General features: G+C 72.7%; 20 protein-coding genes and 1 pseudogene. 13 read left to right on the top strand and 8 right to left on the bottom strand.

Annotation, left to right across the window (positions count from 1 at the left end; all coding sequences use genetic code 11):
• The first annotated feature begins 245 nt into the window (after positions 1-245).
• From OG559_RS03710 to OG559_RS03685, 6 genes and pseudogenes are all read left to right on the top strand, one after another.
• Positions 246-416 carry a hypothetical protein gene (locus OG559_RS03710; protein ID WP_405112436.1) on the top strand — a complete coding sequence of 57 codons (171 nt, stop codon included), beginning with the start codon at positions 246-248 and terminating at the stop codon, positions 414-416.
• Positions 406-1,611 carry a helix-turn-helix domain-containing protein gene (locus OG559_RS03705; protein WP_405112434.1) on the top strand — a complete coding sequence of 402 codons (1,206 nt, stop codon included), beginning with the start codon at positions 406-408 and terminating at the stop codon, positions 1,609-1,611. The genes OG559_RS03710 and OG559_RS03705 overlap by 11 nt, the downstream gene beginning before the upstream one ends.
• Positions 1,612-1,933: 322 nt before the next feature.
• Positions 1,934-2,551 carry a hypothetical protein gene (locus OG559_RS03700; protein ID WP_405112431.1) on the top strand — a complete coding sequence of 206 codons (618 nt, stop codon included), beginning with the start codon at positions 1,934-1,936 and terminating at the stop codon, positions 2,549-2,551.
• Positions 2,552-2,590: 39 nt separating this feature from the next.
• On the top strand, positions 2,591-3,277 hold the full coding sequence (locus tag OG559_RS03695; protein WP_405112428.1) for an RNA polymerase sigma factor: 687 nt from the start codon (positions 2,591-2,593) through the stop codon (positions 3,275-3,277).
• 2 nt (positions 3,278-3,279) lie between these two features.
• The gene (locus OG559_RS03690) at positions 3,280-4,317 is read left to right on the top strand and encodes a CU044_5270 family protein (protein ID WP_405112425.1); all 1,038 of its coding nucleotides are present in this window, start codon (positions 3,280-3,282) and stop codon (positions 4,315-4,317) included.
• Positions 4,318-4,356: 39 nt separating this feature from the next.
• A pseudogene (locus OG559_RS03685) lies at positions 4,357-4,551 on the top strand (hypothetical protein); the annotation flags it as partial.
• A 299-nt stretch (positions 4,552-4,850) separates the two neighbouring features.
• On the opposite strand, the gene OG559_RS03680 reads toward OG559_RS03685, so the two are convergent.
• The 3 genes from OG559_RS03680 to OG559_RS03670 form a co-directional block, all read right to left on the bottom strand.
• Positions 4,851-5,912 (bottom strand): DUF3068 domain-containing protein, encoded by a 1,062-nt coding sequence (locus tag OG559_RS03680; protein ID WP_405112422.1) that lies wholly within the window; start codon positions 5,910-5,912, stop codon positions 4,851-4,853.
• 107 nt (positions 5,913-6,019) lie between these two features.
• Positions 6,020-10,948, bottom strand: coding sequence for an alpha-(1->3)-arabinofuranosyltransferase family protein (locus OG559_RS03675; RefSeq protein ID WP_405112420.1), 4,929 nt, complete (start codon positions 10,946-10,948; stop codon positions 6,020-6,022).
• Positions 10,945-12,666 (bottom strand): substrate-binding domain-containing protein, encoded by a 1,722-nt coding sequence (locus OG559_RS03670; protein ID WP_405112417.1) that lies wholly within the window; start codon positions 12,664-12,666, stop codon positions 10,945-10,947. The genes OG559_RS03675 and OG559_RS03670 overlap by 4 nt, the downstream gene beginning before the upstream one ends.
• A 101-nt stretch (positions 12,667-12,767) precedes the next feature.
• Between OG559_RS03670 and OG559_RS03665 the strand changes: the two genes are divergently transcribed.
• On the top strand, positions 12,768-13,949 hold the full coding sequence (locus tag OG559_RS03665) for a glycosyltransferase family 4 protein (protein WP_405112414.1): 1,182 nt from the start codon (positions 12,768-12,770) through the stop codon (positions 13,947-13,949).
• Positions 13,950-14,004: 55 nt separating this feature from the next.
• Here OG559_RS03665 and OG559_RS03660 read toward each other — a convergent pair whose 3' ends face one another.
• Genes OG559_RS03660 through OG559_RS03650 form a run of 3 tightly spaced genes read right to left on the bottom strand, consistent with a single transcriptional unit; the run spans position 14,005 to position 18,449 of the window.
• A complete protein-coding gene (locus OG559_RS03660; RefSeq protein WP_405112411.1) occupies positions 14,005-15,810 on the bottom strand; it encodes a hypothetical protein in 1,806 nt (601 codons plus the stop codon).
• 3 nt (positions 15,811-15,813) lie between these two features.
• Entirely contained in the window at positions 15,814-17,691 is a 1,878-nt protein-coding gene (locus OG559_RS03655; protein ID WP_405112408.1) for a hypothetical protein, read from the bottom strand.
• A complete protein-coding gene (locus OG559_RS03650; RefSeq protein WP_405112405.1) occupies positions 17,688-18,449 on the bottom strand; it encodes an FkbM family methyltransferase in 762 nt (253 codons plus the stop codon). Before OG559_RS03650 ends, OG559_RS03655 begins: the two co-directional genes overlap by 4 nt.
• A gap of 113 nt (positions 18,450-18,562) precedes the next feature.
• Here OG559_RS03650 and OG559_RS03645 point away from each other — a divergent pair, with 113 nt between their 5' ends.
• The 5 genes from OG559_RS03645 (at position 18,563) to OG559_RS03625 (ending at position 24,245) form a co-directional block, all read left to right on the top strand.
• Entirely contained in the window at positions 18,563-19,768 is a 1,206-nt protein-coding gene (locus tag OG559_RS03645) for a nucleotide sugar dehydrogenase (RefSeq protein WP_405112402.1), read from the top strand.
• Positions 19,765-20,559, top strand: coding sequence for a glycosyltransferase family 2 protein (locus tag OG559_RS03640; RefSeq protein WP_405112399.1), 795 nt, complete (start codon positions 19,765-19,767; stop codon positions 20,557-20,559). Before OG559_RS03645 ends, OG559_RS03640 begins: the two co-directional genes overlap by 4 nt.
• An 11-nt stretch (positions 20,560-20,570) precedes the next feature.
• A complete protein-coding gene (locus tag OG559_RS03635) occupies positions 20,571-21,596 on the top strand; it encodes an NAD-dependent epimerase/dehydratase family protein (protein WP_405112396.1) in 1,026 nt (341 codons plus the stop codon).
• A gap of 73 nt (positions 21,597-21,669) precedes the next feature.
• Positions 21,670-22,824 (top strand): polysaccharide biosynthesis protein, encoded by a 1,155-nt coding sequence (locus OG559_RS03630; RefSeq protein ID WP_405116353.1) that lies wholly within the window; start codon positions 21,670-21,672, stop codon positions 22,822-22,824.
• 164 nt (positions 22,825-22,988) lie between these two features.
• Positions 22,989-24,245: a PP2C family protein-serine/threonine phosphatase gene (locus OG559_RS03625; protein ID WP_405112394.1), complete on the top strand. Its 1,257-nt coding sequence runs from the start codon at positions 22,989-22,991 to the stop codon at positions 24,243-24,245.
• Here the strand turns inward: OG559_RS03625 and OG559_RS03620 are convergent, their stop codons facing one another.
• Complete coding sequence (locus OG559_RS03620) at positions 24,246-24,611, bottom strand: STAS domain-containing protein (RefSeq protein ID WP_405112391.1); 366 nt, start codon at positions 24,609-24,611, stop codon at positions 24,246-24,248.
• Between the two features lie 201 nt (positions 24,612-24,812).
• Here OG559_RS03620 and OG559_RS03615 point away from each other — a divergent pair, with 201 nt between their 5' ends.
• Positions 24,813-25,211 carry an ATP-binding protein gene (locus tag OG559_RS03615; protein ID WP_405112388.1) on the top strand — a complete coding sequence of 133 codons (399 nt, stop codon included), beginning with the start codon at positions 24,813-24,815 and terminating at the stop codon, positions 25,209-25,211.
• A 91-nt stretch (positions 25,212-25,302) separates the two neighbouring features.
• Here the strand turns inward: OG559_RS03615 and OG559_RS03610 are convergent, their stop codons facing one another.
• Positions 25,303-26,133, bottom strand: a complete 831-nt coding sequence (locus OG559_RS03610) for an arginase family protein (RefSeq protein WP_405112385.1) — start codon at positions 26,131-26,133, stop codon at positions 25,303-25,305.
• Positions 26,134-26,202 lie beyond the last annotated feature (69 nt).

Raw genomic sequence — 26,202 nt, 5'->3', positions numbered from 1 at the left:
GAGGGCTCGGTGCGGCCTGTCACGTATGAGGATTCTCTGATCGCCACCGCGCTGGCGCTGGCCGAAAGGCACCGGCCAGTGTGGTCCTGGCGATATTGGCGGTGGATCTGCCGCTGCGGATCCGGCCTGCCCTGCCGCGCCCGGCACCGCATCCCGGTCAACCTCGCCCACGAGCCGGGCGCGGCGGTGTCGGTCCTTCCAAGAGCACGCCGCCGCGCCCCTAACCAGAGGCGGTGATGAGTGGCATGGCGTCCAGCAGCGGCGACGAGTCGCCGTCCAGTCGTGCTGAACAGGCTGAGGCGGCCGAGCGGGAGGCGGCGCGGCGGCGGATCCTGGCGCAGGCCGAGGCGGATCGGATTCCGGTGGAGGAGACCACGCGGGCGGTGCCGGATCGGCGGTGGCGTCGTGGACAGTGACGAGCTGCCGATAGGCCGCAGGGTGGCGCAGTGGCGGGTCCAGCGCAGATGGACGCAGCAGATGTTGGCCGACCGGTTGGGCAAGTCGAAGAGCTGGGTCGACAAGGTCGAACGCGGTGCCCGTTCCCTGGATCGGTTCTCGGTGATCCGGGACGTCGCCGAGGTGCTTCGAGTGGACGCGTCGGTGCTGGTGGGCGGGGACGCCCGGCCGTCGTCGGCCAGCGTTGCCGTGGAGGGCGTGGACGGAGTACGGGCCGCGCTCGCGCGCTACCCCATCCATCGTGGCGGGCCGGGCTCCCGGCCGGTCCTGCCGGTCGGCGAACTCGGCCGGCGGGTGGAGCATGCCTGGTTGGCGTACGAGCATGCGGACTACCCGCAGTTGGTGCGGATGCTGCCGGACCTGCTCGGCGATGCCCAACGTGCCCACGGCGTCGACGCGGGGGACGAGGTGGTGAATTTGTTGGTGCGGGTGTACCGGCTCACCGCGTTGGTGCTGGTGAAGCTGGGGGAGCCGGATCTGGCGTGGCTGGCGGCCGACCGGGCGATGGCGGCGGCCGTCGGCGACCCGCAGCGGGAGGCGGGCGCGGCGATCCCGCTCGGGCAGGCGCTGCGCGCAGCGGGGCGGGGCCGGCTGGCGATGGCCGCGACGATCGCCGCCGCGCACCGGATCGCACCACCCGTGCCCCACGACGGTCCGCCGGAGGAGCTGTCGCTGTGCGGGACGCTGCTGGTGGAGGCCGCCCTTGCCGCCGCCGTGTGCGCTGACCCGCACAGCGTCGGGGAACTGATCGACCAGGCAACCGAGATCGCCGAACGGGTCGGCGAGGGCCGGGACCAGCACCACGGCACCAGCTTCGGGCCCACGGCGGTCGAGTTGGCGCGGGTGGCGGCGGCGGTGGAGTTGGGTGACGGCGGTGAGGCGGTCGCCTGGCACGAGAGAGCCATCGGCCGCAGCGGGTGGGGACAGCTCCCTGTCGAGCATCGGGCCGCGCACCTCATCGACGCCGCGCGGGCGTACCTCCAGGTCGGTGACCTGTTGCGGGCAGGCCGCGCCCTGGTCGACGCCGAACGGGCCGCGCCTGCGGAGATCCGGTGCCGGCCGGTGGCGCGTACGGTGATCGCCGACGTGGTGCGCGGCGGCCCGGCACCGGCCGACGTGGCGCGCCTGGCCATCCTGGTCGGTTTGACCCGGTGACCGCGCCGTTTCTCTCCCTGGCCCAGATCCGCAACCGGCTCACCCTGACGGCCCGGACGGTCCTGCGCCACCACCGACCAGGCAGGGACGGATGCTGCCCGGTGTGCCGGGTCCCGCGCTGCCCGGCGGCGACCACCGCACAGAACCTCCTCGCGGCGATCCGGCGGATCAGCGACGGAGCTGCGGTTCGGCAGCGAGGTACGGCGGCCAGGTCGGTCATCCTCGACCGGAACGAACCGTAGTCGTCGCGGATGAAGGGCCAACCGGCCCCGTGGCCGAACGGTTACTGGCAGGGCCAGAGGCAACAAGCGATCATGCTTCCATGGATCCTGCTCCGGCGTCCGTCGCTGTCGATCCGCTACGGCCCCGCCGGATCTGGTACGTCGTCGCGGCGCTGATCGCCGCAGGCGGCGTGCTGACCGCCGCCGCGCTGCTGTTCCTGATCCCCCTGGAGGGTGACCTCGGGCAGTTCGGGGGTGACCTCGGGCAGCGCGTCACGCCCGGGCAGCCGCTCACCGTGCATATGCCTGAGACCGGGAAGATGGTGTGGGTCAAGGGCGAGCAGTCTCTCCCAGCCTGCCAATACTCGGAGGCGGACACCCAGAAGCTCGAAGAGTCGGTTCTGGTTTCGATGCTCGCCGACGATCTCACCTTGGAGGTGGACGGCGAGCGTTGGCGCGGCCTGCAGATGATGCGCGTTAAACCGGTCGGCACGTACACGCTGACCTGCACGGTCTCGGACGAGCACGCCACCTCGTCCTTCTCGATCGGGGATCCTCCCCGGTTCCACGATCCGCGTTCGAAGGCACTGGCGGCGCCGGTAGCCGAGGCCTTGGCATCCCTGTGCGTACTGGTCGGTGCCGTGTTGACGGTGGTCATCGCCGTCCGGCGCCATCGGCACGGGAAGCGTCTCGCCGAGCGGCACCCAACGATCGGATAGCGCCGGTCCGGCGCGCAGTCGCCCACGATCGCCCCGACCATGCCCACGGGCGCGGTGACACCCTCGTGGGTGGAGAGCCGCTCGCTGTGGCGATTCTGGTTGCGCGCTTGGGTGATTCGTTCGTTGCTGGGTGTGACGCATCGGGTCGTGCCGGACATAAGCACAGTAGGAGGTGCGATGGACGTCGCGGAGAAGCAATTCACCGAGTTGTACGAACGTCATCACGGGGACGTGTGGAGGTACGTGGCTCGGCGGATCGTCGGCTCTGACGTCGGCGATGTTGTCGCCGAGGTGTTCCTGGTGGCGTGGCGGCGTCTGGGCGATGTTCCATCCGGGTCGGCGTTGCCGTGGTTGTACGGGGTGGCTCGGCTGGTGTTGGCGAATGAGGTCAGAGGCCGTCGGCGGTGGAAGGAGCTGACGCTGCGGGTCGCGGCGGAGCCGGACCTGTCGGTGACGGTGGATCACGCGGACGAGGTGGTCAGCCAGCATGACGTCGCGGTCGCGTTCAACCGGCTGTCTGCTGCCGATCAGGAGGTTCTGCGGCTGGTGGCCTGGGAGCGGCTGACCGCTGTCGAGGCGGCGGTCGCCCTCGGGCAGTCGCGGGCGACGTGTGCGATGCGGCTGATGCGGGCGCGGCGGCGACTTCGGGCGCAACTGCGGGCAGTCGGTGAGGGTGCGGAGCTGGCACCGCGGACGGTTCCGTCGATGTCGAATGGGGGTGCGTAGCATTGAACGCCGTCAATGAGGTGCGTCAGCTGTTGGGCGGCCTGGATCCGGCGCAGGGCGTCCAGCCCGCCGATGAGGAGCGGCGCGCGCGGGACCTGGCCCGCGTTCTCGCCTCCGGCAGGTTTTTGGGTACGGCCAGGCGGGCGGTTCCGCGCCGCCGCCTTTGGCTGGCGGCCGCCGGAGCGGCGGTCCTGGCGGTGGCTGCTGGCGGGTTGGCAGTGGAGACGCTTCGAGAGCCGCAGCCCGCGTACGCGGTCACCCCCGCCGTCCTCACCTACGGGTCACCGGCGAGCGCGGAACCGGCCGGCCCCAGGTTGCGGCGTCTGGCCGCCGTGGCGGCGGCGCAGCCGGCGCTCCAGCGGCCAGCGGGGACGGTGGAGCATCTGGAGTCGGCGAACTGGTTCCTGGACTCGTCCATCTCGGGCGGTCGGACGGTGTCGGCTGTCGTGCCGCAGGAGTGGCGGTCCTGGCGGAGCGACGACGACGCCGGCCGCATGATCAAGAAGAATCTTCCCCCCACGTTCCGGTCGGACGCCGACCGGCGGCAGTGGCAGCGGTGGGGCAGCAGGGTCGACTCGTCGGAGGAGACGCTCGACTACCCGGCTGGCGGGTTCTACAGCAGCTTCAAGGGCGCGGTGCCCACGGACGCCGCCGCGCTGCGCGGGTGGCTGACCGCGGGTAGGTCCGCGCACCGGTCACCGGTGCAGTATCTGGAGGATGTCGCCGAGCTCGCCGGCGTGCGGCTGCTGAACCCGGCGCAGCGTGCGGCGCTACTCAGACTGCTGGCCGACCTGCCGGGCATCACGGCGACGGGGACCGTCACCGACCGGGCCGGGCGCGCCGGGGAGGCCTTCTCGATCACGTCGAGCGCTCACGGTCTCCCTGCCCAGTACACGGTGATCGTCGATCCGGGCTCCGGTGCGCTGTGGGGATACGAGGAGGTGCTGACCACGACGGCAGGGAGGTTGAACGTGACGATTCCCGCAGTGATCTCCTATCGGTCGTACCTGGTCGCCGAGTACGCCCGGTTGCCCCGATGATGTGGGTCGGAGCGCGGCCGGTTGCGTACTGTCGGTGACATGGAGGTGCTGCTGAGCGGCGGGCCCGGGGACGGGCAGGTCGTGCCCGGCAGCGGGGAGACCGTCGCATGGCGGGCGTGCCTGTACGAGATCACCACCGAGTTCGCCCAACGACGGGGACGAGACCTGCGGGTGTATCGGCACCGCCCCGACTGCTGCGAAGCCTACGGTCGGGGCGCCGACGACCGCTGCGAATGGCCCTGTCCGCTGGCCAACCACCATCCCGAAAGAGCAGGGCTGGAGTTCGCACGCATATGACGAAGCCCTCTGCCCTCCGTGAGGAGGGTCGAGGGCTTCGCAATCACTCGGTCAGGCTGCTTGCAGCTCACGCACGTGCTGGTTGCTGGGCGCGAATCGCGGCCAGTCTGCTGTGTTGCAGCCGGCCGCGTGCAGGGCCGTCCGCAGGTCCATCAGCTACCAGACCGCGTTCGGGACGACCCGAGGTGCCGGCCGAGCGGGCCGGCACCTCGGGTCACATCCGCCGAACTGGTCGGCTACCTGCCGGCCTTCTGCTGCCGTTCGGGATCGGCCTCCGCCGGACCCGTGTCGGTGTGGCGGCCGGAACCCCGGCGGGGCCCCGGGGCGCTGCCGCCGACCGTCGCCATGCGGGGACGGCGCAGGGTCATGAGGAGACCGACGATCACCAGCGCCAGGCCGATGACCGCGAGCGCCAGCGGACCCCACAGCTTGACCATCTGGAGCAGCTGCCGGTTGGAGCCTGCCTTGTCGGCGCTGCCTGCGATCGTGTCGTCGGTGTAGGTGAAGACCGCGTCGAGGATGACGGTCTCCTGCCCGTTGTCGCCGACGAGCTTCTTGCTCTGCTTCTCCTGCACCTTGATGAACTGGCCGGTGGCCGGCTCCACCCACACGGTGCGGGTGTTGCTGTAGCTGACCCGGCCGGTGGTGGCACCGGGCACCAGTTGGCCCACCAGGAGCTTCAGGCGATCGGCCGGCAAGGGCTGCGTCGCGTCGCGGATCTCCTGGGTGAACTGGTAGGTCTCCAGCCCGTTGATCTGCTCGGTCTTGATGAAGCGTGCCGGCTGGGTGGTGCTGATGTCCCGGTCGAAGATCTCGTAGGTCTTCTTCTCGGTGCCGAACGGGAACTTGTAGATCTGGCCCGAGTAGTTGACGCGCTGCCGGTCGCTGCCGGTGTCGAGCCACTGCTTGTCCCACTGCTGGGCGGCGCCGGTCTTGCGGTCGAGCGCCAGCGACGTGCTGTAGGCGCTGATCAGGGCCTTGGTGTCGGTGCGGACGACCTCCTGCCCGACCAGCCACACGACGGCGTCGCCGTCGAGCGGGCCGTCCAGCTTGGCGGTCTCCGCGGTGTCCGGCGTGACGGTGATGGTCGAGCGCAGGGTGCCCTGGTTCACCTCCGCCTTGCCGTTGGTGATCTGCATGAAGCGGGCGTTGGGTGCCTCGGCGACGGACTGGGTACGCTCCAGGTCGTACGGCAGACGTTCCGCCTGGGGTGCCACGACGAACGCGAGACCGCCGGCGAAGACCAACGCGAGGACACCGACGCCGAACAGCGCGGCGCCGATGACGCGAGACCTCATAGTGCCTCCACGTATTGAGGGACGGTTAGTTCGGCAGGCGGACTGCTTGCCGGCTGCCAGAGGTTACTACCGAGTTACATCCCGAAGCGACCCCTGCGCGGCATCTTCTACGCTCGATCGCCGGGTTCCGCCGTTTTCCGGAGCACCATCGTGAAGTTCCACGTGAGCGTCTCCCGCAGCGCGGGGACCCGGGCGACCCACCGCGCCCACCCCGGGTGGTACCGGGGCAGCACGTCGACGATGTCGATGGCGCCGGCGCGCCGGGCCGCCCTGGCCCACCGCATCGCCCGCCCGGCGCTGACCGGGAACAGGGTGTGCCCGACCCGGTTCTTCGGCTCCCGGCCGTTGCGGCGCAGGTAGCGAAGCCGGGCCCGCTCGCCGCCCAGGAAGTGCCACGGCGAGGTCTCGTGGCCGCCCCACGGGGACAGCCACGGGGTGAACGACACGAACACGGTGCCGCCGGCGCGGGTCACCCGGACCATCTCGTCCAGCATCGCCTCGGGATCGGCGACGTGTTCGAGCACATTGGACGAGTAGCAGACCTCCACCCCACCGGTCCGTACGGGCAGCGCGGTCCCGCTGCCCCGCAGCATGCCCGACACCGCCGCACCGGCCGCGGCGAAGTCACCGACGGCCGGGTCCAGACCGATGTACGCCGCGCCGGCCTCCCGGAACTCGGTGGCGAAGTAGCCGGGGCCGCCACCCACGTCGAGGACCCGCGCGCCGGCGAGGTCCACGTAGGACCGCAGTTGGCGTACGGAGTCCTCGGCGAGCAGCGAGTAGAACCGGTCGGGGTCGGACTGTTCGTGCAGGAAGCCGCGGAACAGCGCGACCGACCGGCCGAGCGTCGCCCGGTACCGATTCTCGTCGGGTGGCGCGGGCGCGGGTTCCGGCGACGGCTCGGTGGCGGCCTCGGGCGGGCGGCCGGCGGCCGGCACCACGGTCGCCGCGACGGCGCACACCGCCGCGAGCATCGCCGCCTGCACGACGGTCCCGTACACCCACTCCTGTCCGTGCCCCAGCAGTCGGCCCAGGACGGCCACCGAGATGCCGCCGGCACCGGCGACGAAGGCGATCCCCGGCAGCGCACCCGGCCGCAGCAGGCGCACCAGCATGGCGGCGAGCAGCAGCACGGCCGCGGCCACGCCGCCGAGGGCGACCGCGAGCGCCATCAGCGGCACCACGACCCACCATTCGCCGCCGGTACGGGACGGCCGGTCCGTCGCCGGGCCCACCACCACCGGTCGGCGGCGTCGAGCCGGCACGAGCGCGGCGAGTCCGACGATGAACACGGCGACAGCGCCCGCCACCAGCCCCGCCCGATAGGGCCGGTCCGGGGTGAAACTGAGCGTCACGGTGCCTCCGCTGCCGGCCGGCACCTCGAACGCCTGCTGCCATCCGTCGACCCGCTCGGCCCGCAGCCGCCGGCCGTCCAGCGTCGCGGTCCAGCCGGCGTTGAAGTTCTCCGTCACGACGAGCAGCGCCGCCTCGCCCGCGCCGACCGTGACCGTCCGGTCGGTGGCGGCCCACCGGCCGACCTGCACGTCGCGCGACCGTGTCGGCGCCGCCCGGTCGGTCCCGTTCGGCACGAGCGCCGCCGAGTCCACGACGAACCCGGCCGAGGGCACCGTGCGCAGGCGGTGCTCGCCTGCGGGGAGCTGCACCCCCTCGCTCGCGAAGTCGTCGCACACGGTCACCGCCAGCGACCGGCCGGCGCGCAGGTCCGCCAGGGTGCCGGAGACCGAGGTCGGGTACCCGACGCCGTCGAGCGACACCGTCGGCCCACGGCCGCACGGCGCCGCCACCGGCGTGTCGGCAGCGGTCGGCCGCAGGAGGCCGGCGAGCGCGGGAACCTCGACCTCGGCGATGCCGACCGGCGCCGGCCACGCGTTGCCGCGCGGGTCGGCCACCGCGCCGTCGAACGCGGTCACCGCGATGTCCAGTCGGTCGGTGGTCAGCGCCGGGAAGCGGATCCAGCCGTCCGCGTCGACCGGCGCGGCGGTCGAACCGGACGGGGTGCGCAGCACGACCTGCCGCGGCCGGGCGGAGACCGGCGCCGTCGGTGCGACCAGTCGCACCCGGTCGATCTTCCGACGCTGGTCCCACCGCAGGCGCAGCGTCGGACGGTCGTCGACCGGTTCCGCGAGCCATGCCGTGGTCGGATCGCCGTCCACCGCCGCGTCGGCGGCCACCGTGACGTCCCCGGCGAGCACCGACGATGCCGACGCGGTCACCGGGCGGTCCACCGGCATCGACCCGCCCGTGCGCGGTCGCGCGGTCAGGCGCAGGTGGTACGTCGCGTCCACCGGCGTCGCGAAGAACCGGTCCACGCCCAGCGGCTCCTCGCCCGTACGGGCCAGGAACTGGTCGCAGCGGAGTCCGTCCGGGCCGGTGAAGCAGGCGGCGCGGTCCTGCGGGGCGCGGCTGAACGCGTACGCCGGCGCCGGCCCCCCGCTCAGGTCCGCCGGCGCGCGCAGCCCACGCTGGGCCGCCAGCCCCGCAACGCCGAGCTCGCGCAGCGCCACCGCGCCGCCGCTGTAGCCCTCGCGGAGGGCGAGCACCGTCACCCGTACGGTCGTGGTCAGGCCGGGGAGCGTCTCGAGCCGGTGCGGCCCGGGGGTGTCGGGCACCGCTCGGTCGACCGCACCCTGGTCGGTACTGACCCGCACCAGCCCGACCGGGAGCGCCACCCGCAAATCGTCGGAGAAGTCCACGGTCACCTCGGTGACCCGGCGCGGCGTGTCGAGGGTGAACTCCAGCCATTGGCCCGAAGCCGGTTGGAACGGGTCGGAGCGCCAGGCGGTGGCCGGGTCGCCGTCGAGCGCGGCGAACGGGAGGTGGGACGGCTCGGTGCCGCCGCCGGAGTCGGCGAAGCTGGCGCTGCTGGACGCGTCCACCGACCGGATGCCCTGGTACACGGCGACGGTCTGGTGCCCATCGGCGGCGAACGGGAGCAGGTCGGTGCGGATCCGTCCCTGCCGGGTCGCCTCGTCGGCGGTCAGGGTGTGGCTGACGTTGTCGCGCATCCGGCCCACGTTCAGCTCGCGCCGACGCAGCCCGTCGGTGACGATCCGCGGACCGGCCGCGTCGGCCGGTTCCGCGTCGCCGGTCAGCAGGACCGGTTGCCGCGGGTCGAGCAGGCCCTGCTCGAGCACCCCGAGCAGGGACTCCGGTCCGCCGCTGACCACGGGCACGTCGGCGCGGGCCGACGCCGACACGGTGGGCACCGCGCGGTCGACCGCGAAGATCTCGATCGCCGGTACGGACTCCGCCGCGTCGACCGGGCTGCGCTGCGGATCGTCGACGCTCACCTCGGGACCGAACGACGCGGCCGGCCGCAGCCCCGGGGAGCCCGCGATCGCCTGCCGGATGACCGCGACCGGCGGGGCGCCGCTGGCCGTCCGGTCGATGTCGTGGCGGACCAGCAGGTAGCGGTAGCCGGAGCGGGCGAGGAAGTCGGCGAGCGCCGGTGAGCCACGGCCCTGCGCCAGGACCGTCTCGACGGTGTCCATCACCCGGATGTTGCCCTCGGAGCCGAGCGGGATCTGGTGCCGGGTCGCCCAGGGGGCGCCGGTCAGCGGCTGAAGCGGCTCGTCCACCGTCCGGCCCCAGGTGTGCTGCGCGAAGCCGGACCCGGGGACGACCAGCGTGCGGGCCTGCGGATCCTGGGCGGCGAGCCAGCCGGCCGCCTGCCGCCAGTGCGTGGGCAGGTCCGTCCAGCCCGGACCCGGCCGCAGCATGAGCAACCACGCGGGTGCGGACGCGACGAGCAGCAGGACCGCCACGATCGGTGCCGCAGGGATTCGCACCCGGCGGCGGGCGACCAGGCGGCTGGCCGCGTGGGCGAGGCCGAGCAGGAGCGGCAGCCGCAGCACCGGCTCGAACTTGTGCACGTTGCGCAGCGGCGCGAGCGGCCCGTCGAGCAGGTCGCGGACGAACGGGGCGAGCGGGCTGTCCAGCGTGCCGAGGTAGCCGGTGGTCAGCAGGGTCAGCCCGGTCAGCACGCCGAGTACGAGAAAGCGGCGCTCGGGCAGGCCGCGCAGCGCGAGCCCCACCAGGCCGACCAGGGCGACCAGCGCGGTCGCGGCCATCAGTGCGGGGTTGTCGATGAGCACCCAGCCGGCCGGCCACCAGGGTTCGCCCTGGACGACGTAGCCGACCCACTGGTTGGTGCCGCGTACGGCCTGGAAGAGCGAGGTCACCGCGGTGGTCGTCGCCGACGACTCGATGTAGTCCAGGAACGGCAGGCTGTACTGCCCGAAGAGCAGCAGTGGCGCGACCCACCAGAGGGTCGCGCCCGCCACGAAGACGCACCACCAGGCGGTGAGCACGGCCAGTTGCCGGTCCCAGCGCCGGGTCGCCAGCCAGAGTGCGGGAAGCACCAGCGCCATCACGGTGGCGGCGGCGTTGATCCCGCCCATGAAGAGCACGGCGAGCCCGGAGAGGGCCGCCGCGCGCCGGGCCGAGCCGATGCGGCGCACCGCCGCCAAGGGCAGCAGCACCCACGGCAGCACGACCACCGGCAGCATCTCCGCGGAGAGCGGGCCGATCTCGGTCAGCATCCGGGGCGCGAGCGCGTAGGCCAGCCCGGCCAGCAGCCGCCCGGGCTCGGCACCGATCCGCAGCGCCCGGGCGAGCAGCACCACGCCGAGGTACCCGGCGCAGAGCAGGAGTGCGCTCCAGGCTCGCTGGGTCACCCACGGGGGCAGGCCGAGCAGGTCACCGACGGCGAAGAACGGGCCCATCGGGAACAGGTAGCCGTACGCCTGCTGCTGCAGTTCCCCCGAGGCCGCCTCCGGGTTCCACAGGTGCAGCGCCCGGGCCATGAACCCGATCGGATCGACGGCCAGGTCCAGCTTGGTGTCGAAGGTGGTCCGGCCGGGGCGCTGCAGCACGGCGACCATCACGAGGAGGAGCGCGCCCGCCCAGGTGGCGAGACGCCGTCGGCGACGGTCCACCGCATCGGGGCCGACGGCTGCGCCCACCGGCCGGGCGGCGGTCGTCCCGGGAACGCGGTCCCGCGTGGTGGCCGTCATCGGCGGCACTTCGGCGGCAGGCAGCTGAACTCGGCCAGCGCGGAGAAGAAGATCTGCTGGATGCCGGACGGTCGCGGGGTCAGCGCGACCCGTCCGCCCGTGGCACGGGCGATCTGTCTGAGCTCGTCCGGATCGATCTCCGGGCCGACGCCGATGAACAGGATCGGCACCGGCCGGCGCTTGTCGCGCAGCCCGGCCAGCTCGTCCAGGAGCTTCGCGCGGCTGATCCCGCTGGCGTTGTCGTCCTTGCCGTCGGTCAGGACCAGCACCATGTTGATCCGCCCAACGGTCCAGTTCCGGGTCGCGTCGCGGTACGCGGCGAGCGTGGTGTCGTAGAGCCCGGTCGCGCCGTTCGGCTTGACCCGTACCCGGTCGAGCGCGTCCACGATCTCCTCACGGCGCGGGCCGACCGGACCCACCGGTACGACCTCGCGGTAGTCACGCTCGCCGTCCAGGTCGGTGGAGAACTCCCAGACGCCGAGCTCGGTGGTGCCCAGGAGGAGCTCCGCCCCGCCCTGCGCGGCCTTGATCGTGGCGGAGAGCCGGGTCTGCGTCGATCCCGGCAACCGCGCGGCCATCGATCCGGAGATGTCCAGGACCGCGAGCATCCGGGCGCTGATGTGCACCCCGCCCCACGCGTTGAGCAGCGTGGTGGCGTCAGCCTCGGCGGGTATGGAAGCCGGCGGGTACTCCCCGGTGCGGATTCCGCTGCCGGCGGGGATGCCGGCGGGTGACCCGCCGCTCGGGGTGCGCAGGCCGTGGCCGGTCAACGCCGCCGCGCCCTCGGTGGCGAGCATCCCGCGCAGGAAGGCGGCGGCACCGTCGCGGCGCGCGTCGGAGGCGAGGATCGCGTACGGGTAGTCCGGGCCGGGTACGGGCGCCGGCGGGTAGACGGCGACCTGGCGCGTACCGCCGCCGGCGGCGGCCAGGAGGATCGCCTGCTCGGTGCTGACGACCGCGGATTCGGCCGCACCGGGGCCGGTGGGTGCGGGGGCCGCGCCGGGGAACGGCACCGTGCGGGCCGCCAGTCGACGCATGATCGCCGCCGCGCCGGCCGCACCCGCCGCCGGTCGGGCGGAGTCGGCGAGCGCCCGGATGCCCACCAGAGCGCCGAAGCCGAGCGGGCTGGCCGTCGGGTCGGGCAGCACGACGGGCAGCGGTGGTCGGTCGGCGGCGACCAGGCTGGTCCAACCGAGGTCGCGGTCGCGCCTCAGCCGCGCGGCCGACCGCTCGTCGAGCGACAGCACGACCGGGGTGCTCGCCACGGAGACGCCCTCCGCCGGCACCTGGAAGGCACCGGCGGCGTGGGCCCGGCGTAGCCACAGCGTCGACTCCGGCAACCAGGCGTCGGGGGGAGCGGTGGGAGCCGAGGTCGTGGCCGTCACCGTGGGCGGCGGACCCGTCGCCGTGCCGGTCCCCGCACCGCCGGCCGCCGGACGGGTGAGGTCGCGCAGCACGTCCGCGGACTCGCGCGCCTGCACCGTCACGTCGAGGCAGCGTTCTCGGGCGGCCAGGTCGCGCGCGACCTGTCGGGCGGGCGCTTCGACGCTCGGCGCCACTGCGATCCGCAGCGCGGTCCGTTGTGTACACGGCGGTTCACGCCGGGTCCGATCGAGGTAGCTGGTCGTACCCCAACCGCCGAGCACCGCGACCAGCGCGACGCTCAGCAGCAGGACCGGCCAGAACTCCGGCCGGTTCCGCAGGCCGCCGTTCGCCACACTTCCTCCTCTGTGACGTCACCGTTGCGGAAACTCTGCAGAGCGCCCTAGTGTGACGCAACCGCGAACCGTACTCGCAAGTAGGGGTGGATGAGTAGGCCATGACCCAAACCTCTGGTCCTCATGTCCTCTTCCTCAGTTGGCGGGACACGCGGCATCCGGAGGGCGGCGGTTCGGAGGTCTTCCTCGAACGGGTCGCAGCCGAGTTGGTCGCGCGCGGTTACCGGGTGACCCTGTTCTGCCAGGCACACGCCGACGGCCCCGCCCTGGAGACGATGCCCGACGGGTTCCGCATCCTGCGCCGCGGCGGCCGTCACACGGTCTACCTGTACGCGGCCCTGGTCTACCTGGCGGGCGCCTTCGGCATCGGTCCGATCGCCCGCCGGCGGCTCGGCCGGCCGGACGTGATCGTCGACGTGTGCAACGGCATGCCGTTCCTCAGCCGGGCCTATGCCCGCCGCCCGGTCATCGCGCTGGTCCACCACGTGCACCGTGAGCAGTGGCCGGTGGTCTTCGGCCCCCGGGTGGCCCGGATCGGCTGGTGGATCGAGTCGCGGCTGGCGGTCCGGGTCTACCGGACCTGCCGGTACGTCACGGTGTCCGAGTCGACGCGCAGCGAGCTCGCCGGGCTCGGCGTCGACCCGGGCCGCGTCGCGGTCATCCACAACGGAACGCCGGCCGTCGTCGGCCCGCCGGTGCCGCGCACCGCCCACCCGAGCCTGGTGGTGCTCGGCCGGCTCGTCCCGCACAAGCGGGTGGAGCTGGCGCTGCGGGCCACCGCGCTGCTCGCCGCGGAGCTGCCGGACCTTGAGCTGGTGGTGGCCGGCCAGGGCTGGTGGGACGAGCCGCTGCGGCGGCTCGCCGCCGACCTCGACATCGCCGACCGCGTCCGGTTCACCGGGTTCGTTTCGGAGGAGCGCAAGCACGAGTTGCTGTGCCGCTCGTGGGTGTCGCTGGTGCCGTCGCTCAAGGAGGGCTGGGGGCTGACCATCGTGGAGGCCGGTGCCCGGGGCACCCCGTCCGTCGCGTTCCGCGCCGCCGGTGGGGTCGCCGAGGCGATGGCCGACGGGCAGACGGGCATGCTGGTCGACGACGAGTTCCAGTTCTTCCAGGCGGTCCGGGCGTTGCTGATGGACGCGGACCGGCGCGCGGAGATGGGCACGGCTGCCGCGGCCTATGCGCGGCGCTTCACCTGGTCGGTGTCGGGGGCGGCATTCGCCGATGTGGTCGCCGGGCAGTTGCCGGCGACCACGCCGCAACTAGCGGATCAGCGGTTGCCGTAGACCTTGGTGACAGGGGTGTCGGTGGTCTCCTCGGCGACGTGGTCGGCGGACGGACTCACCGCTCCGACCGTCGCGACGAGGCCGATGATGCCCAGCGCCGCGCCGAGGACAGCAGCGACGGCGAACGTGGCCAGCTTGGCCATGGTTCTACCTCCCCGGGTTCGTGAGTGCGCGGAATATACCACGATCTTTGTCCGCCGAGCAGTAGGGCCAGGAGAGCGAGAACCACGATCGCTGCGGCGACCAGGTGCGCGGCGGCTGCGGGCCACCGCCGGGGGGCCGATGGCGGCGGGGCGGCGGCCGGGTTCTCCCACAGCTCAAGGTGCGGACCGGCGAAGACCGGTCGCAGCCCGGCGAGGGCCGTCGCGGTCGGCTCGCCACCGGGTTCGCGCCGGACCAGCACCCACCGGACCCCCAGCTCGGCGAGCGGGCCGTCCGCGTCGAGGACGGCACGGACCCGCGCCGCCCGTGGGTTCTCGCCGTCGACCGTCACGTCGCCGACCCGCAGCGCGTCGTTCATCAGCACCGGCGCGTCCAGGTAGCGCGGCGCGGGGTCACGCACCACAGTGTCCTGGGCCCAGCCGTAACGCTGGTAGCCCTCGAACGGCAGTGAGAGCACCTCGCCGGGCGTGGCGGCGACCCGCGCCGCCACCGCGTCCCAGTCGGCCGGGTAGCGCACCGGCCGGAGCTGCCCGGCGGCGCCGAAGGCCAGGTCGGGCAGGATCGCCACCGGCAGCAGCGCGGCCGCGACCAGCGCGACCCGGCCCGCATCGGCGTCGAGGCGGCGAGCCAACCTGCCGGCGAGCACCTCGGCGCCGAGGGCCACCCCCAGCGCCAGCAGGACCGCGTACGGGATCAGGAACTTCTGGCCGTCGCGCAGCAGCCCGGCGCCCGGAACCGTGCCGATGAGCCGTTGCAGGCCCGGCGCACCGGGCCCGGTGCCCGCTGCGGCGAGCAGGAACGCACCGGCCGCGAGCAGCCCCAGCCGCCCGGCCCCGCCCGGCCACCGCCGGCGCAGTTCCCGCACACCCACCACGGCCACCGCGAGCAGCACCAGCGTCGCGGCCGGCACCAGCGGCGAGGACCGGCTGTCGGGAACGGTCTGGGCGTTCCAGATGCCGCCGGTGCCGGCCAGCGCGGTCCACGCGCCGGCCCAGTTCTCGGCCCGCGCGGCGAACGCGGCGACGCCCTCCGGGTCCGACCGGCCGTCGGCGGCACTCGTCGCGGCCGCGACCAGCCAGGGCGCGTTGATCGCGGTGACCGCGCCGACGGCGGCGGCGGTCGCCCGGCGCCAGCCCGCGAAGCCAGCGGGCAGCAGCACGGCCACGGTGCACAGCGCGATCACGCCGCCGGTCGGGGTCACCGCGGCCGGCGCCGCCGCCAGCACCAGGCGGGCCAGCCCGCCGGGCCGGCCGGTGCGCACGTCCCGCACCGCGGCTATCAGCCAGGGCAGGGCCGCGTACGCCAGCAGGAGGCCCCACTGCCCGAGCAGCAGCCGCTCGGCGAGGTACGGCGTCCAGGCATAGGCGAACGCGCCGGCCACCCGGGTCAGTGTCCGCCCGGTCGGCATCAGCCGGGCCATGCCGAGCGCCGCCAGATAGACGATCGCGACCAGCGCGATCCGCTGCACCAACCAGCCCGGCGCGACGAGGTTGGTGACCGAGACCAGCGCGTCCAGCGGCACGGCGCGGGGCAGCGCGTCGGCCGGCGCGACCATCTCCCAGTTCAGCGGCTGACGGGGCACGAAGACCATGTCGTAGCGCAGCACGTAACCGGGCAGGACCAGCGGGGCGAGCACCACGGCGGTGATCGCCGCCGCGACGGCGTGCGGCGCGGCGTGCGGGATCAGCCGGTGGCGCACCGGCTACCCGACCGGCTGTGGCACCAGCGCGCCGATCTCGATCTCGTCGGTGCAGAAGGTGGCCGCCGGGTCGTCGACCGCGAGCTGGACCTCGTCGCCGCCACCGGACACGAGCAGGAACATCGCGTTGAGCCCGCGGTGCACGTCGAACGGCACCAACTCGCCGTCGCCGAGCCGGAACGTGGCGGTGGTGTCCCGGTCGCTGATGTACCCGATCCGCACCGCCTGCCAGTAGTCGACGACCGTGGCCTTCAGCGGGATCCGCGCCGTCCGGCCACCCGTGACCTGGTAGCCGCAGCCCGGCGCGGAACCGGGTGCGGCCTTGACGCCCTTGACCCAGGCCGGGCGGACGTGGCCGGAGGAGTCGAAGACCCACAGCTTGCGGGCCCTGGTCACGAAGACCGGTTCGTCGTCGAGCGGCGCGAAGAACCGCGACTGCATGTTCCACGGGTTGGACAACCCGGGGACCACCGCGTCGGGCACCGGCTGGTCCATGAACACGGTTCCCGGCTCGGCGGTGGCCAGGCCGGCGCGGGCCGTGTTCAGGTAGTCGCGCCCGGCCTTGGACCGCCAGTCGGTGCCGAAGTCGACGCCGCTGTAGACGCTGCTGGCGATCAGCAGGACCAGGCCGGCGGCGAGCGCGGTGGCGAACTGCTGGGGGTGCCGGCGGACCGGCCCCGGCTCTGTGGCGTCGACGGGCTCCGTGGCGTCGACGGGCTCCGCCCGGCGCAGGCCGCAGAGCGCCACGCCGGCGCAGAGGGCCGCGACCAGCAGCACGTCGCCGAAGTAGCGCGGCACCAGGCCGGCCACCCCGCTGAACCCGGACCCGAGCCGGGTGGCGCCGATCAGCCCGGCGCCCAGTCCGGAGTAGAGCGCCAGCAGGATCCACGCCCGGACCGCCACCACGCGGCGCAGCCACACCGTGCAACCGATGAACGCTGCCACGATCGCCCACGAGACCCACTGGGCGGTCCGGGTCAGGGCGACGACGGCGGGGCCGTCCGAGGCGTCGAGCCAGGTCCACGGGCCGCCCACCAGGCCGGCGGGGAGGGACTGCCCGTAGAACTGCTGGAGGAACGCGCCCACCTCACCCGCCGAGATCGGCGCGCGTAGCGTCGACGTCGACACCGACAGGTAGCCGGCCAGGTACACCACGGAGATCCCGCCGAGCACCAGCCAGGCGGGCCACCAGCGGCGGATCGTTGTCACCACCGCCCGCAGCGGCCCGCCCGGTGCGTAGAGGCAGAGCGTCAGCAGGAAGACCGCCGCGACCACCAGCAGCGCCTTCTCGAAGAAGAGCAGGGCGACGACGACCGACGTGCCGAGCGTGACCAGGTGGCGGCGCCGGCGGGTACGGATGTAACGCACCTGGGCCCCGATGGCCACGATCATGGCCAGCTGCATCGGCAGCAGATTGATCGCCACCGCCCACCACGCGCTGTCCTCCAACGTCAGCGGGTTGAACACGAACAGGCACAGCGGCACCAGCAACGCCCAGCCCGCCGGGAGCAGGAGGCGCAGCAGCCGGTAGAAGGCGACGCTGACGGCCACCTGACCGATCACCATGAGCGTGGCGTACGGCCAGTACTCGTACTCGGTCAGCCGGTGGGTGACCCAGGTGAGCAGCCGGGCGGCCGGCATGAAGTGGTTGTTGTAGAGCCCGAACAGGTGCCCCGGATCCAGGCCACCGGCGTCGGCCTGGCCGATGATCGGGAAGTCGTCGCTGGTGAGGTACCCACGCGTGGTGATCGACGCCCGCCAGAGCACGCTCGCGGTGATCAGCACGACGGCGGCGAGGTGGATCGGGTCGACGGGCCTGGCGGCCGTGGTGTTCGGCGAGGCCGTGTTGCCCTGCTCGGCCGTGCTGCCAGGCTTCGTCATCGGGGCGGCTCCTCGCGTCGGAACAGGACCATGTTGACGTAACGCGGCCGCGGGTCGACGACCCGTCGGGCGAAGCTCTGCGCCACCCGGCCGACCGCCGCCCGCTGGTGCGCGACCAGGTCGAAGCCGGCCAGCGGCACCCAGCGGTCCTCTGGCATGACGTGCGGCCGGTAGCCCCACCCGTCGAGCAGCGCGAGCACCGGGTCGATCGGCTGGATCCGCTCCTCCAGCTCGATGAGCAGAAGCGGGCCGTCCCGCCGGATGGTGCGCTCGGCGCCGCGTAGCGCCGGCAGCTCGTGGCCCTCGACGTCGAGCTTGACGAACCGCACGTCGGTGAGCCCGAGACCGTCCACTGTGATCCGGTCGACGGTGACCGACGGGCCGTCGCCATGCTCCACGGACGAGGTGCCGATGCCGGGACCACCGGCGGGAACGAACAGCTCCGCCTTACCCGGCCGGTCGGAGGCCACCGCCTCGACGACCCGCACGTCCGGGTAGGCGGCGGCCACGCACCGCGCCAGCTCGGCGGCCGGTTCCACCGCCACGACCCGGTCGGCCAGCCGCCGCAGGCCGCGGGTCCACGGCCCGTACCAGGCGCCGATGTCCACGGCGGTGCCGCCGCGCGGCGCGTAGGAGGGCAGCCGGGCGAGCTCCGGTTCGACCCGCGGATAGGCGAGCCGAACGGCGGCCCCGACGGCGCGGGCCGGCAGCCTGGCGGCGAACCGCGAGCTCAGTTCCGTGGACAGCGTGCTGGCCATGGTGTGGAACCTTAGTCCCTTACCTACGGATGGGTAGACCCGAGGTTTCCTCGCCAGTAACCTGCACTGGCCGGCGGGCGATTTCCGTGCCGGGCCGGCGGGAGGATGCGGCGATGACACAGGCGGACGGTGCGGCGGCGGTCGATGTGTGCGTCGTGGGCGGCTGCGGCCGGGTCGGCCTGCCGCTGGGCATCGCGCTGGCCTCCCGCGGCCTGAGCGTCGTGCTGTACGACATCGACGCCGCCGCGGTCGACCGGGTCAACTCCGGTTCGCTGCCCTTCGCCGAGGAGGGCGCCGCGGAGCCGCTGACCGAGGCGCTGGCCGCCGGCCGGCTGCGCGCGAGCACCGAGGCGACGAGCGTCGGTCTGGCCGACACCCTGGTCGTGGTCGTCGGCACCCCGGTCGACGAACACCTCAACCCCGACCTCAGCGCGGTGCCCCGGGCGCTGGAACGCTGCGCCGAGCACCTGCACGACGGGCAGTTGGTGGTCCTGCGCAGCACGGTCTACCCGGGCGTGACGGCCCTGACGGAGAAGTTGCTGGCGAGCAGGGGCCTCACGGTCGACGTGGCGTTCTGCCCGGAGCGGATCGCCGAGGGCCGGGCGATGACCGAGCTGTTCACCCTGCCGCAGATCGTCGCGGCTCGGACGCCGCGCGCCATGGAACGGGCGGAGCTGCTCTTCCGCCGGCTCACCGACTCGATCGTCGCGTTGGAGCCGGAGGAGGCCGAGCTCGCGAAGCTGTTCACCAACACCTGGCGGTACGTGAAGTTCGCGACCGCCAACCAGTTCTGGATGATGGCCAACGACTTCGGCCTCGACTTCGCCCGCATCCGGCACGCCGTCGCGTTCGACTACCCGCGCGCGGCCGACCTGCCGATGCCCGGCTTCGCCGCCGGGCCGTGTCTGCTCAAGGACACCATGCAGCTGGCCGCGTTCAACCGGAACAACTTCGTGCTCGGCCACTCGGCGATGTTGATCAATGAGGGCCTGCCGCTGTACCTGGTCTCCCGGCTGGAGGACCGGTTCGACCTCGCCACGATGACCGTCGGCATCCTGGGCATGGCGTTCAAGGGCGGCAGCGACGACTCCCGCAGCAGCCTGGCGTACAAGCTGCGCAAGATCCTCAGGCTCAAGGCGGGGGAGACCCTGTGCACCGACCCGTACGTGGCCGACGACCGGATCCTCCCGCTCGACGAGGTGCTCAGGCGCGCCGACCTGCTGGTGATCGCCGCACCGCACGCCGACTACGCCGACCTCGACACCGACAAGCCGCTGATTGACATGTGGGGCCTGACCGGACGGGGCGTGCGGGTGTGACGCCCCGGGTCACGGTGGTCATCCCGGTCTACAACGAGGGCGCGGACGTCGTCCGCTGTCTCGACCGCATCCTGCGTGAGGTGCTGCTGCCGGCCGAGGTGCTCATCGTGCACGACATGCCGGAGGACACCACCGTCCCGTACGCCCGGGAGGTCGCCCGCCGCGACCCGCGCGTCCGCCCGGTGCTCAACACGTACGGGCGCGGGCCGGCCAACGCGATCCGGTTCGGCATCGACGCGGCGCGAGCGCCGGTCGCCGTGGTGACGATGGCCGACGGCTGTGACGACCCACGGCAGATCGACGACCTGGCCCGGCTCGTCGACCGTGGTGTGGTGGTCGCCGCCGCGTCCCGCTACATGCCCGGTGGGCAGCAGGTCGGCGGGCCGCGATTCAAGCGGATGGCCTCCCGGTGGGCCGGGCGCACCCTGTGGCTGCTGGCGAGGGTCGGCACCCGCGACGCGACCAACAGCTTCAAGGCGTACGACACCGACTTCGTCCGCGAGGTCGGCATCGAGTCCCGGACCGGGTTCGAGATCGGCATCGAGCTGACCGCGAAGGCGACCCGGCTGCGCCGCCCGGTCGCCGAGATTCCGACGATCTGGCTGGATCGGCAGCTCGGCGAGTCGCACTTCGACCTGGGGCGGTTCCTGCCCAGCTATCTGCGCTGGTATTTTTTCGCGTTCGGCCGGCGGCTGACCGCGCAGCAGCTCGCAGCGCGGTGGGAGGCGCGGCGTCCGGCGCCGGCCACGCCCGCGCCGGACGTGGCGACCGACGCCGACGTGGCGCGGTAGAGGAGGTACGGATGGCGACGGTGTTGGTCACCGGCTCGGCGGGGTTCATCGGCGGATACCTGGTGGAGGAGCTGCTCGGCCGCGGGCACGAGGTGGTGGGGCTCGACAACCACTCGAAGTACGGCCCGGTGGCGCACAGCTACGACGACCATCCCCGCTACCGGTTCGTCGAGGGCGACGCACGCGACGCCGCGCTCCTCGCCGACCTGCTCGCCGGCTGCGACCACTTCGTCGCCGGTGCCGCGATGATCGGCGGGATCTCCTACTTCCACGCGTACGCGTACGACCTCCTCGCCACCAACGAGCGGATCATGGCGGCGTCCTGCGACGCGGCGATCGCGGCGCACCGGGCCGGCCGGCTGCGCAAGGTCACCTACATCTCGTCGTCGATGGTGTACGAGTCGACCGACCGCTGGCCGAGCCGGGAGGGCGACGAGCGGCGGGTCCCGCCGCCGCTGTCCTCGTACGGCTTCCAGAAGCTGGCGGTCGAGTACTACGCGCGGGCGGCCTGGGACCAGTACCGGCTGCCGTACACGATCGTGCGGCCGTTCAACTGTGTCGGGGTCGGCGAGGGGCGCGCGCTCGGCGAGGCGGAGGTGCTGTCCGGCAACGTCAAGCTGGCGATGTCGCATGTGGTCCCCGACCTGGTGCAGAAGATCGTCAAGGGGCAGGACCCGCTGCGCATCCTCGGCACCGGCGAGCAGGTGCGCCACTACACCTACGGCGGCGACCTGGCGCGCGGGATCGCGGTGGCCATCGAGCACGAGGCGGCGCGCAACGAGGACTTCAACCTCTCGACCGCCGACTCGACCACGGTGCTGGAGCTGGCCGAGCTGATCTGGCGCAAGATCAAGGGCCCGGACGTGCCGTTCCGCCACGTCAGCGACGAGCCGTTCGAGCACGACGTGACCAAGCGGGTGCCGGACGTCGCCAAGGCCCGCGAGGTGCTCGGCTTCACCGCGACGACCGGCCTCGACGCCATGCTCGACGAGGTGATCCCGTGGGTGACCCGGGCCGTGCACGACGGCCGCCTCTGAACCGCGCCGAGCCACCCTCCCTCCGGCGGCTGGTGCCGTGACCGTGACGACGTCCGCCCGGCGGCGGATCGGCATGTCCGGGGCGGCGGTGGCCGTGGCGGGCGCGCTGACCAACGGCCTCGGCTACCTCGTGCCCGTCCTCGGTGCCCGGCAGTTCGGCCCCGGTGACCTGGGCGCGCTGGCCACCGTCCTGGCGATCGCGGCGATCGCCGGCGTTCCCGGGGTGGGGCTGCAGATCGCGGTCGCGATCCACCGGGCCCGCACGCGCGGCGCGGCGAGCGGCCGGATCGGCTGGCTGACCGCGGCCGTCTGTGCCGGCGCCATGGTCGTCCTGACGCCGGTCCTGAGCGCGCTGTTGGACCTTCCGTCGGCCGTGACGCTGCTGCTCGCGGTCTACACCGGCGCCGTGGTGGTGGCCGGCAGGTGGCTGGGCGAGTTGCAGGGTGACGAGCGCTTCCTGCGCCTGGCACTCGGCATGGCGGTGCTGGCCGTCGGCCGGTACGCCGGCCTGATCGCCGGCCTGCTGCTCGGCGCCGGCCTGACCGGGTCGGTCCTGGCGGGTACGGCCGTCGCGCTGCTGATCCCGCCGGTCCTGGCACACCTGGCCCGTTCGCGGGTCGACGCGTCGGGCGGGCACGGCGTCACCGCCCGTCAGGTCCTCACCGCCTGCTCGGCGACGCTCGCGATGCTCGTCGTCTCGTACGCCGACCTGATCCTGGCCCGCCACCTGCTGCCCGCGGACGCCTCGGGCGGGTACGCGGTCGGGGCCGTGCTCACCAAGGGGGCGCTGTGGGCACCGCAGGTGGTCACGGTGCTGGCGCTCCCGCGCCTGGCGCAGGGCAGCCGGCGGGCGCTCATGATCGCCGCCGGGCTGGTCGCCGGCTGCGGCGCGTCGCTGGTGGCGGCGTCGGCGCTCGCCGGTGGGCTCGCGTTCCGCCTGGCGGGCGGCGCCGGCTACGTCGGCCTCGGCCGCCACGCGCCGCTCTTCGCCGCCACCGGCGCCCTGTACGCGCTGGTGTTCGTGCTGGTCAACGCCCAGGTGGCGGCGGGCGCGCGGTGGCCGTCGGCGCCGTTGTGGGCGGCGACGGTCGGGCTGATCGTGGTTGCCGAGTGGGTGGTGCCGCACACCTTCACGGCGATCCTGTGGTGCGCGGTCGGCACGGCAGCGGTGGCGCTCGCACTCACCGCGCTCGCGACCCGCCGGGGTGGCGCGCAGCCGGTGCCGTGACCGGCGCCCTCCGCACCAGGGCGAGTCATCGACCGAGAGGCGGACCGTATGATGGGGCCGGACCCATCCACAGGCCCTGGATTTGGACCTGGTCGGGGCTGTCGACGCTGCGGTGACGATCCTCGTGCTCGGCGATGACAGGCCGGGTCTCGTAGGCTCCGAGAGTGGAAAGCAGCCGGGGGCGGATCATGGCCCATATGTTGGATGCGGCGGAGAACGCCTCGCCGGTCGAGGCGGTCGAGGCGGTCACCCGGGAACTCGGTGTGGCGCTGCGGGCACGTAGCGTCGCGTTCCTGATCGCGGATCTCAGTGGTCGGGCGCTGGTCCGGTTGGCCCACGTGCCGCTCGACGACGCCGGTGAGGGCCGCCGGGACGGTGCTGAGGTCGCCACGGTGCTGCCGTTCGACGGCGGCCCCGCCGAGCAGGCGCTACGCACCCAGACGGTGCAGGTTGTCGCGCAGCCCGACAGGTGGACGGTGTTGACGCCGGTGACCGATCGCGGTGAGGCGATCGGCCTGCTCGAGATGATCCTGCCGGACGAGCCCGCTCCGCAGGCGCTGGAGGAGATCGGCCGCACGGCGCACGTGCTGGCGTACGTGGTGATTGCCAACCGGCGGTACACCGACCTTTTCGAGTGGGGGCAACGCACGACCCCCTTCACCCTGTCCGGGGAGATCCAGCGCCGCCTGCTGCCCGGCTCGTTCACGTGTGAGGGTAGTGCGTTCACCCTGTCCGGCTGGCTCGAACCCGCCGCCAGCATCGGCGGGGACACCTTCGACTACAGCCTTGCCCGGGACGTGCTGCACTTCAGCGTCACCGACGCGATGGGCCACGGGGTGGCCAGCGCGCTGACGGCCACCCTGGGCGTGGGCAGCCTGCGCAACAGCCGCCGTCGCGGGGTTGGCCTGGTGGAGCAGGCCGAGGCCGCGAATACCGACGTGGCCGAACACGCCGGTGTGCCCGGCAGCTACATGACCGCGGTCCTCGGCCGTATCGACCTGCGCACCGGGGTGTGCGCGCTGCTCAACGCAGGGCACGTGCCGCCGCTGCTGGTACGCGACGGGGACACCCGGGCGCTGTCGCTACCGGCCAACTTCCCCCTGGGTATGTTCGCCGAGGCCGATTACCGCGCCGGCGAGATCACGCTGCGACCCGGCGACCGTCTGGTGGTGGTCACCGATGGCATGCGGGAGCGCAACGCCGCCAACCTGGATCTACCGACCATGTTGCGGTCGATCACCGGTCTGCATCCGCGCGAGGCTGTCCGGGCGTTGGCCGATGCCGTGCTCGAGGTGAGCGGTCTGACCCTGGCCGACGATGCCACCCTGTTCATCCTCGACTGGCACAGCGGGCACAGTGAGGACCGGCGTACCAGCGCCGGCGCCGACCAGGAGCGGGCCAGCACCGCGCTGCCCGGCTGACTACCGGCCTGTCGCGTCGTCCGTGGACGGCACGCAGGCTTCGGCCGCCTGCACACTGTCGTAGACCTGGATAGCTCTGTCCACCGAGGTGACCGTCAGGACGTTGTGCACGGCGGGCTGCACCGCGGCGAGGCTCAACCGACCGTCGAGGTCACGCATTGCCTTGAACATCATCACCAGTGCGCCCAGCCCGCTGGAGTCCATGAACCCCACCCCGGCCAGATCCACCACCACCTGGCGGTCACCGGCGTCAACCAACCGTTGCAGACTCTCGCGCAACTGCGGGGACGTCGCCATGTCCAGCTCGCCGCCCACCTCGAGCACGGTGCAACCCCGGCCCGGCCGGACCGACAACAGCAGACTCACAACGACCTCCCCGCGCCGATGATCCTCGCTTACCCTATCCGTCAGCGGGCGAACCGCCGCCTGGCCGGCGTAGGTCGAACCGACACCCTGACCGTTTCACCTCGGCGACCCCGGGTAGTGGTGATCGCAGCCGGAGCATCCCGCCTTAGGGTGTGACGCAGTGGTCCGGCGGGTCACGCACGGGCCGGGAGGAGCTACGCAATGCGGTTGAGTATGGCGCTGTCACTCCCGCGTCAACCATCCTCGGTGACCCGTGCCCGCCATGTGCTCGCCGCCCTGCTGAGCCTCACCGACGCAGCCGAGGACTCTCGTGGTCACCTCGCCGTGCTGATCACCGAGGCATGTGCCAACGCGGTGATACACGGCGATTCCGACAGCGCCGTCGACCTCACCATCGTCATCGAAGACGACGTGTGCCTGCTCAAGGTCGGCAACAGCGGCAGTACCCCCGATGGCGCCGGGCTCGACGCTGAACTCCCCGCCCCGCTCACCGTCGGCGGCCGTGGACTGCCCTTGATCGCCGCACTCGCCGACACGGCCGCCTTCGTCGCCGGGCCACCGGACCAGGTGCTGCTACGCATCACCAAGAACCTCGATTGATGTACGAAAGCCGCGTCACCACCCTCCGTAGGCTTCCTCCTTCGGAGACGCGGCGGGTGGTTCTGGGCGGATCTCGTGGTGCGTCAGGGCGTCAGCCCAGGTGGAGTAGCGGCTGAAGGGCGTCCAGAAGCGGACCGGGGTGGATCGGGACGCCATTGAGGTCTTTCCCGGCCTCGAACTCGCCGATCTCCAGCCCGACGACGTCGAACTCGCTCATGGCGAGCGCGGCGGATCTGAGGTCGCTGAGTGTGAGGCCGCCGGGCACGAGGTAGTCGGTGGGCACTGTGCCGGGTTCGAGGACGTCGCAATCGATGTGTACGTAGACCGGCCGGCCGGCGATCGCGGCCCTCAACCTCTCCGCCAGGTCTGGGCCGACCCCGACCAGCGTGATCACGCCGTCATCGATCAAGGGCTGTTCGGCCGGGTCGACGTCGCGTACCCCACAGAGGATCGCGTTTTCTGGTTTCAGTCCCTGTCCCAGACCGGAGTCCCACATTCCGAGCGGGCCACTGAGGGCGAGGCCTCCGAGGTAACCAGTGGTGGTGCTCTGGGGTGTGTTGAGGTCTGCGTGCGCGTCGAACCAGACGACCACCGCATCCGGACGGTGCCTGGCGACGACCGGGAGCGTGGCCAGGGCGACCGCGCAGCGGCTCAGCGCCGTGACGGGAAGAGCGCCGTCGCGGAACAGCTCGTCGAAGTGCGCTGACATGGCGTGGAGCGCCGGTCGGGCTGCGGCCAGTTCCTCGTCCCAGTTCGCGCACAGTGCGGGCTGGGGCGACCCGATGACGACCGGCGCTGACCCCAGGCGAGCTGCGAGTTCGGCTGCGATCATGCCCGATCCCTGCATGGCGTGGTCATTGTGGTCGCCGGCGCGGGCCGCGAAGTGGGTGATCGCCGGTCCCGAGGTGTTGGAAGCGGACACGGGTTCTCGCTTTCACAAGAGCTGGCAGTGACGATCTGACCGTAGGAGCAGTCGAAGTGGTGACACAAT

It is taken from the genome of Micromonospora sp. NBC_01405 (assembly GCF_045040155.1).
Classification (GTDB): domain Bacteria; phylum Actinomycetota; class Actinomycetes; order Mycobacteriales; family Micromonosporaceae; genus Micromonospora.
The sequence above is the reverse complement of the archived record's forward strand: the minus strand, read 5'-3'. Positions and strand labels throughout refer to the sequence as shown.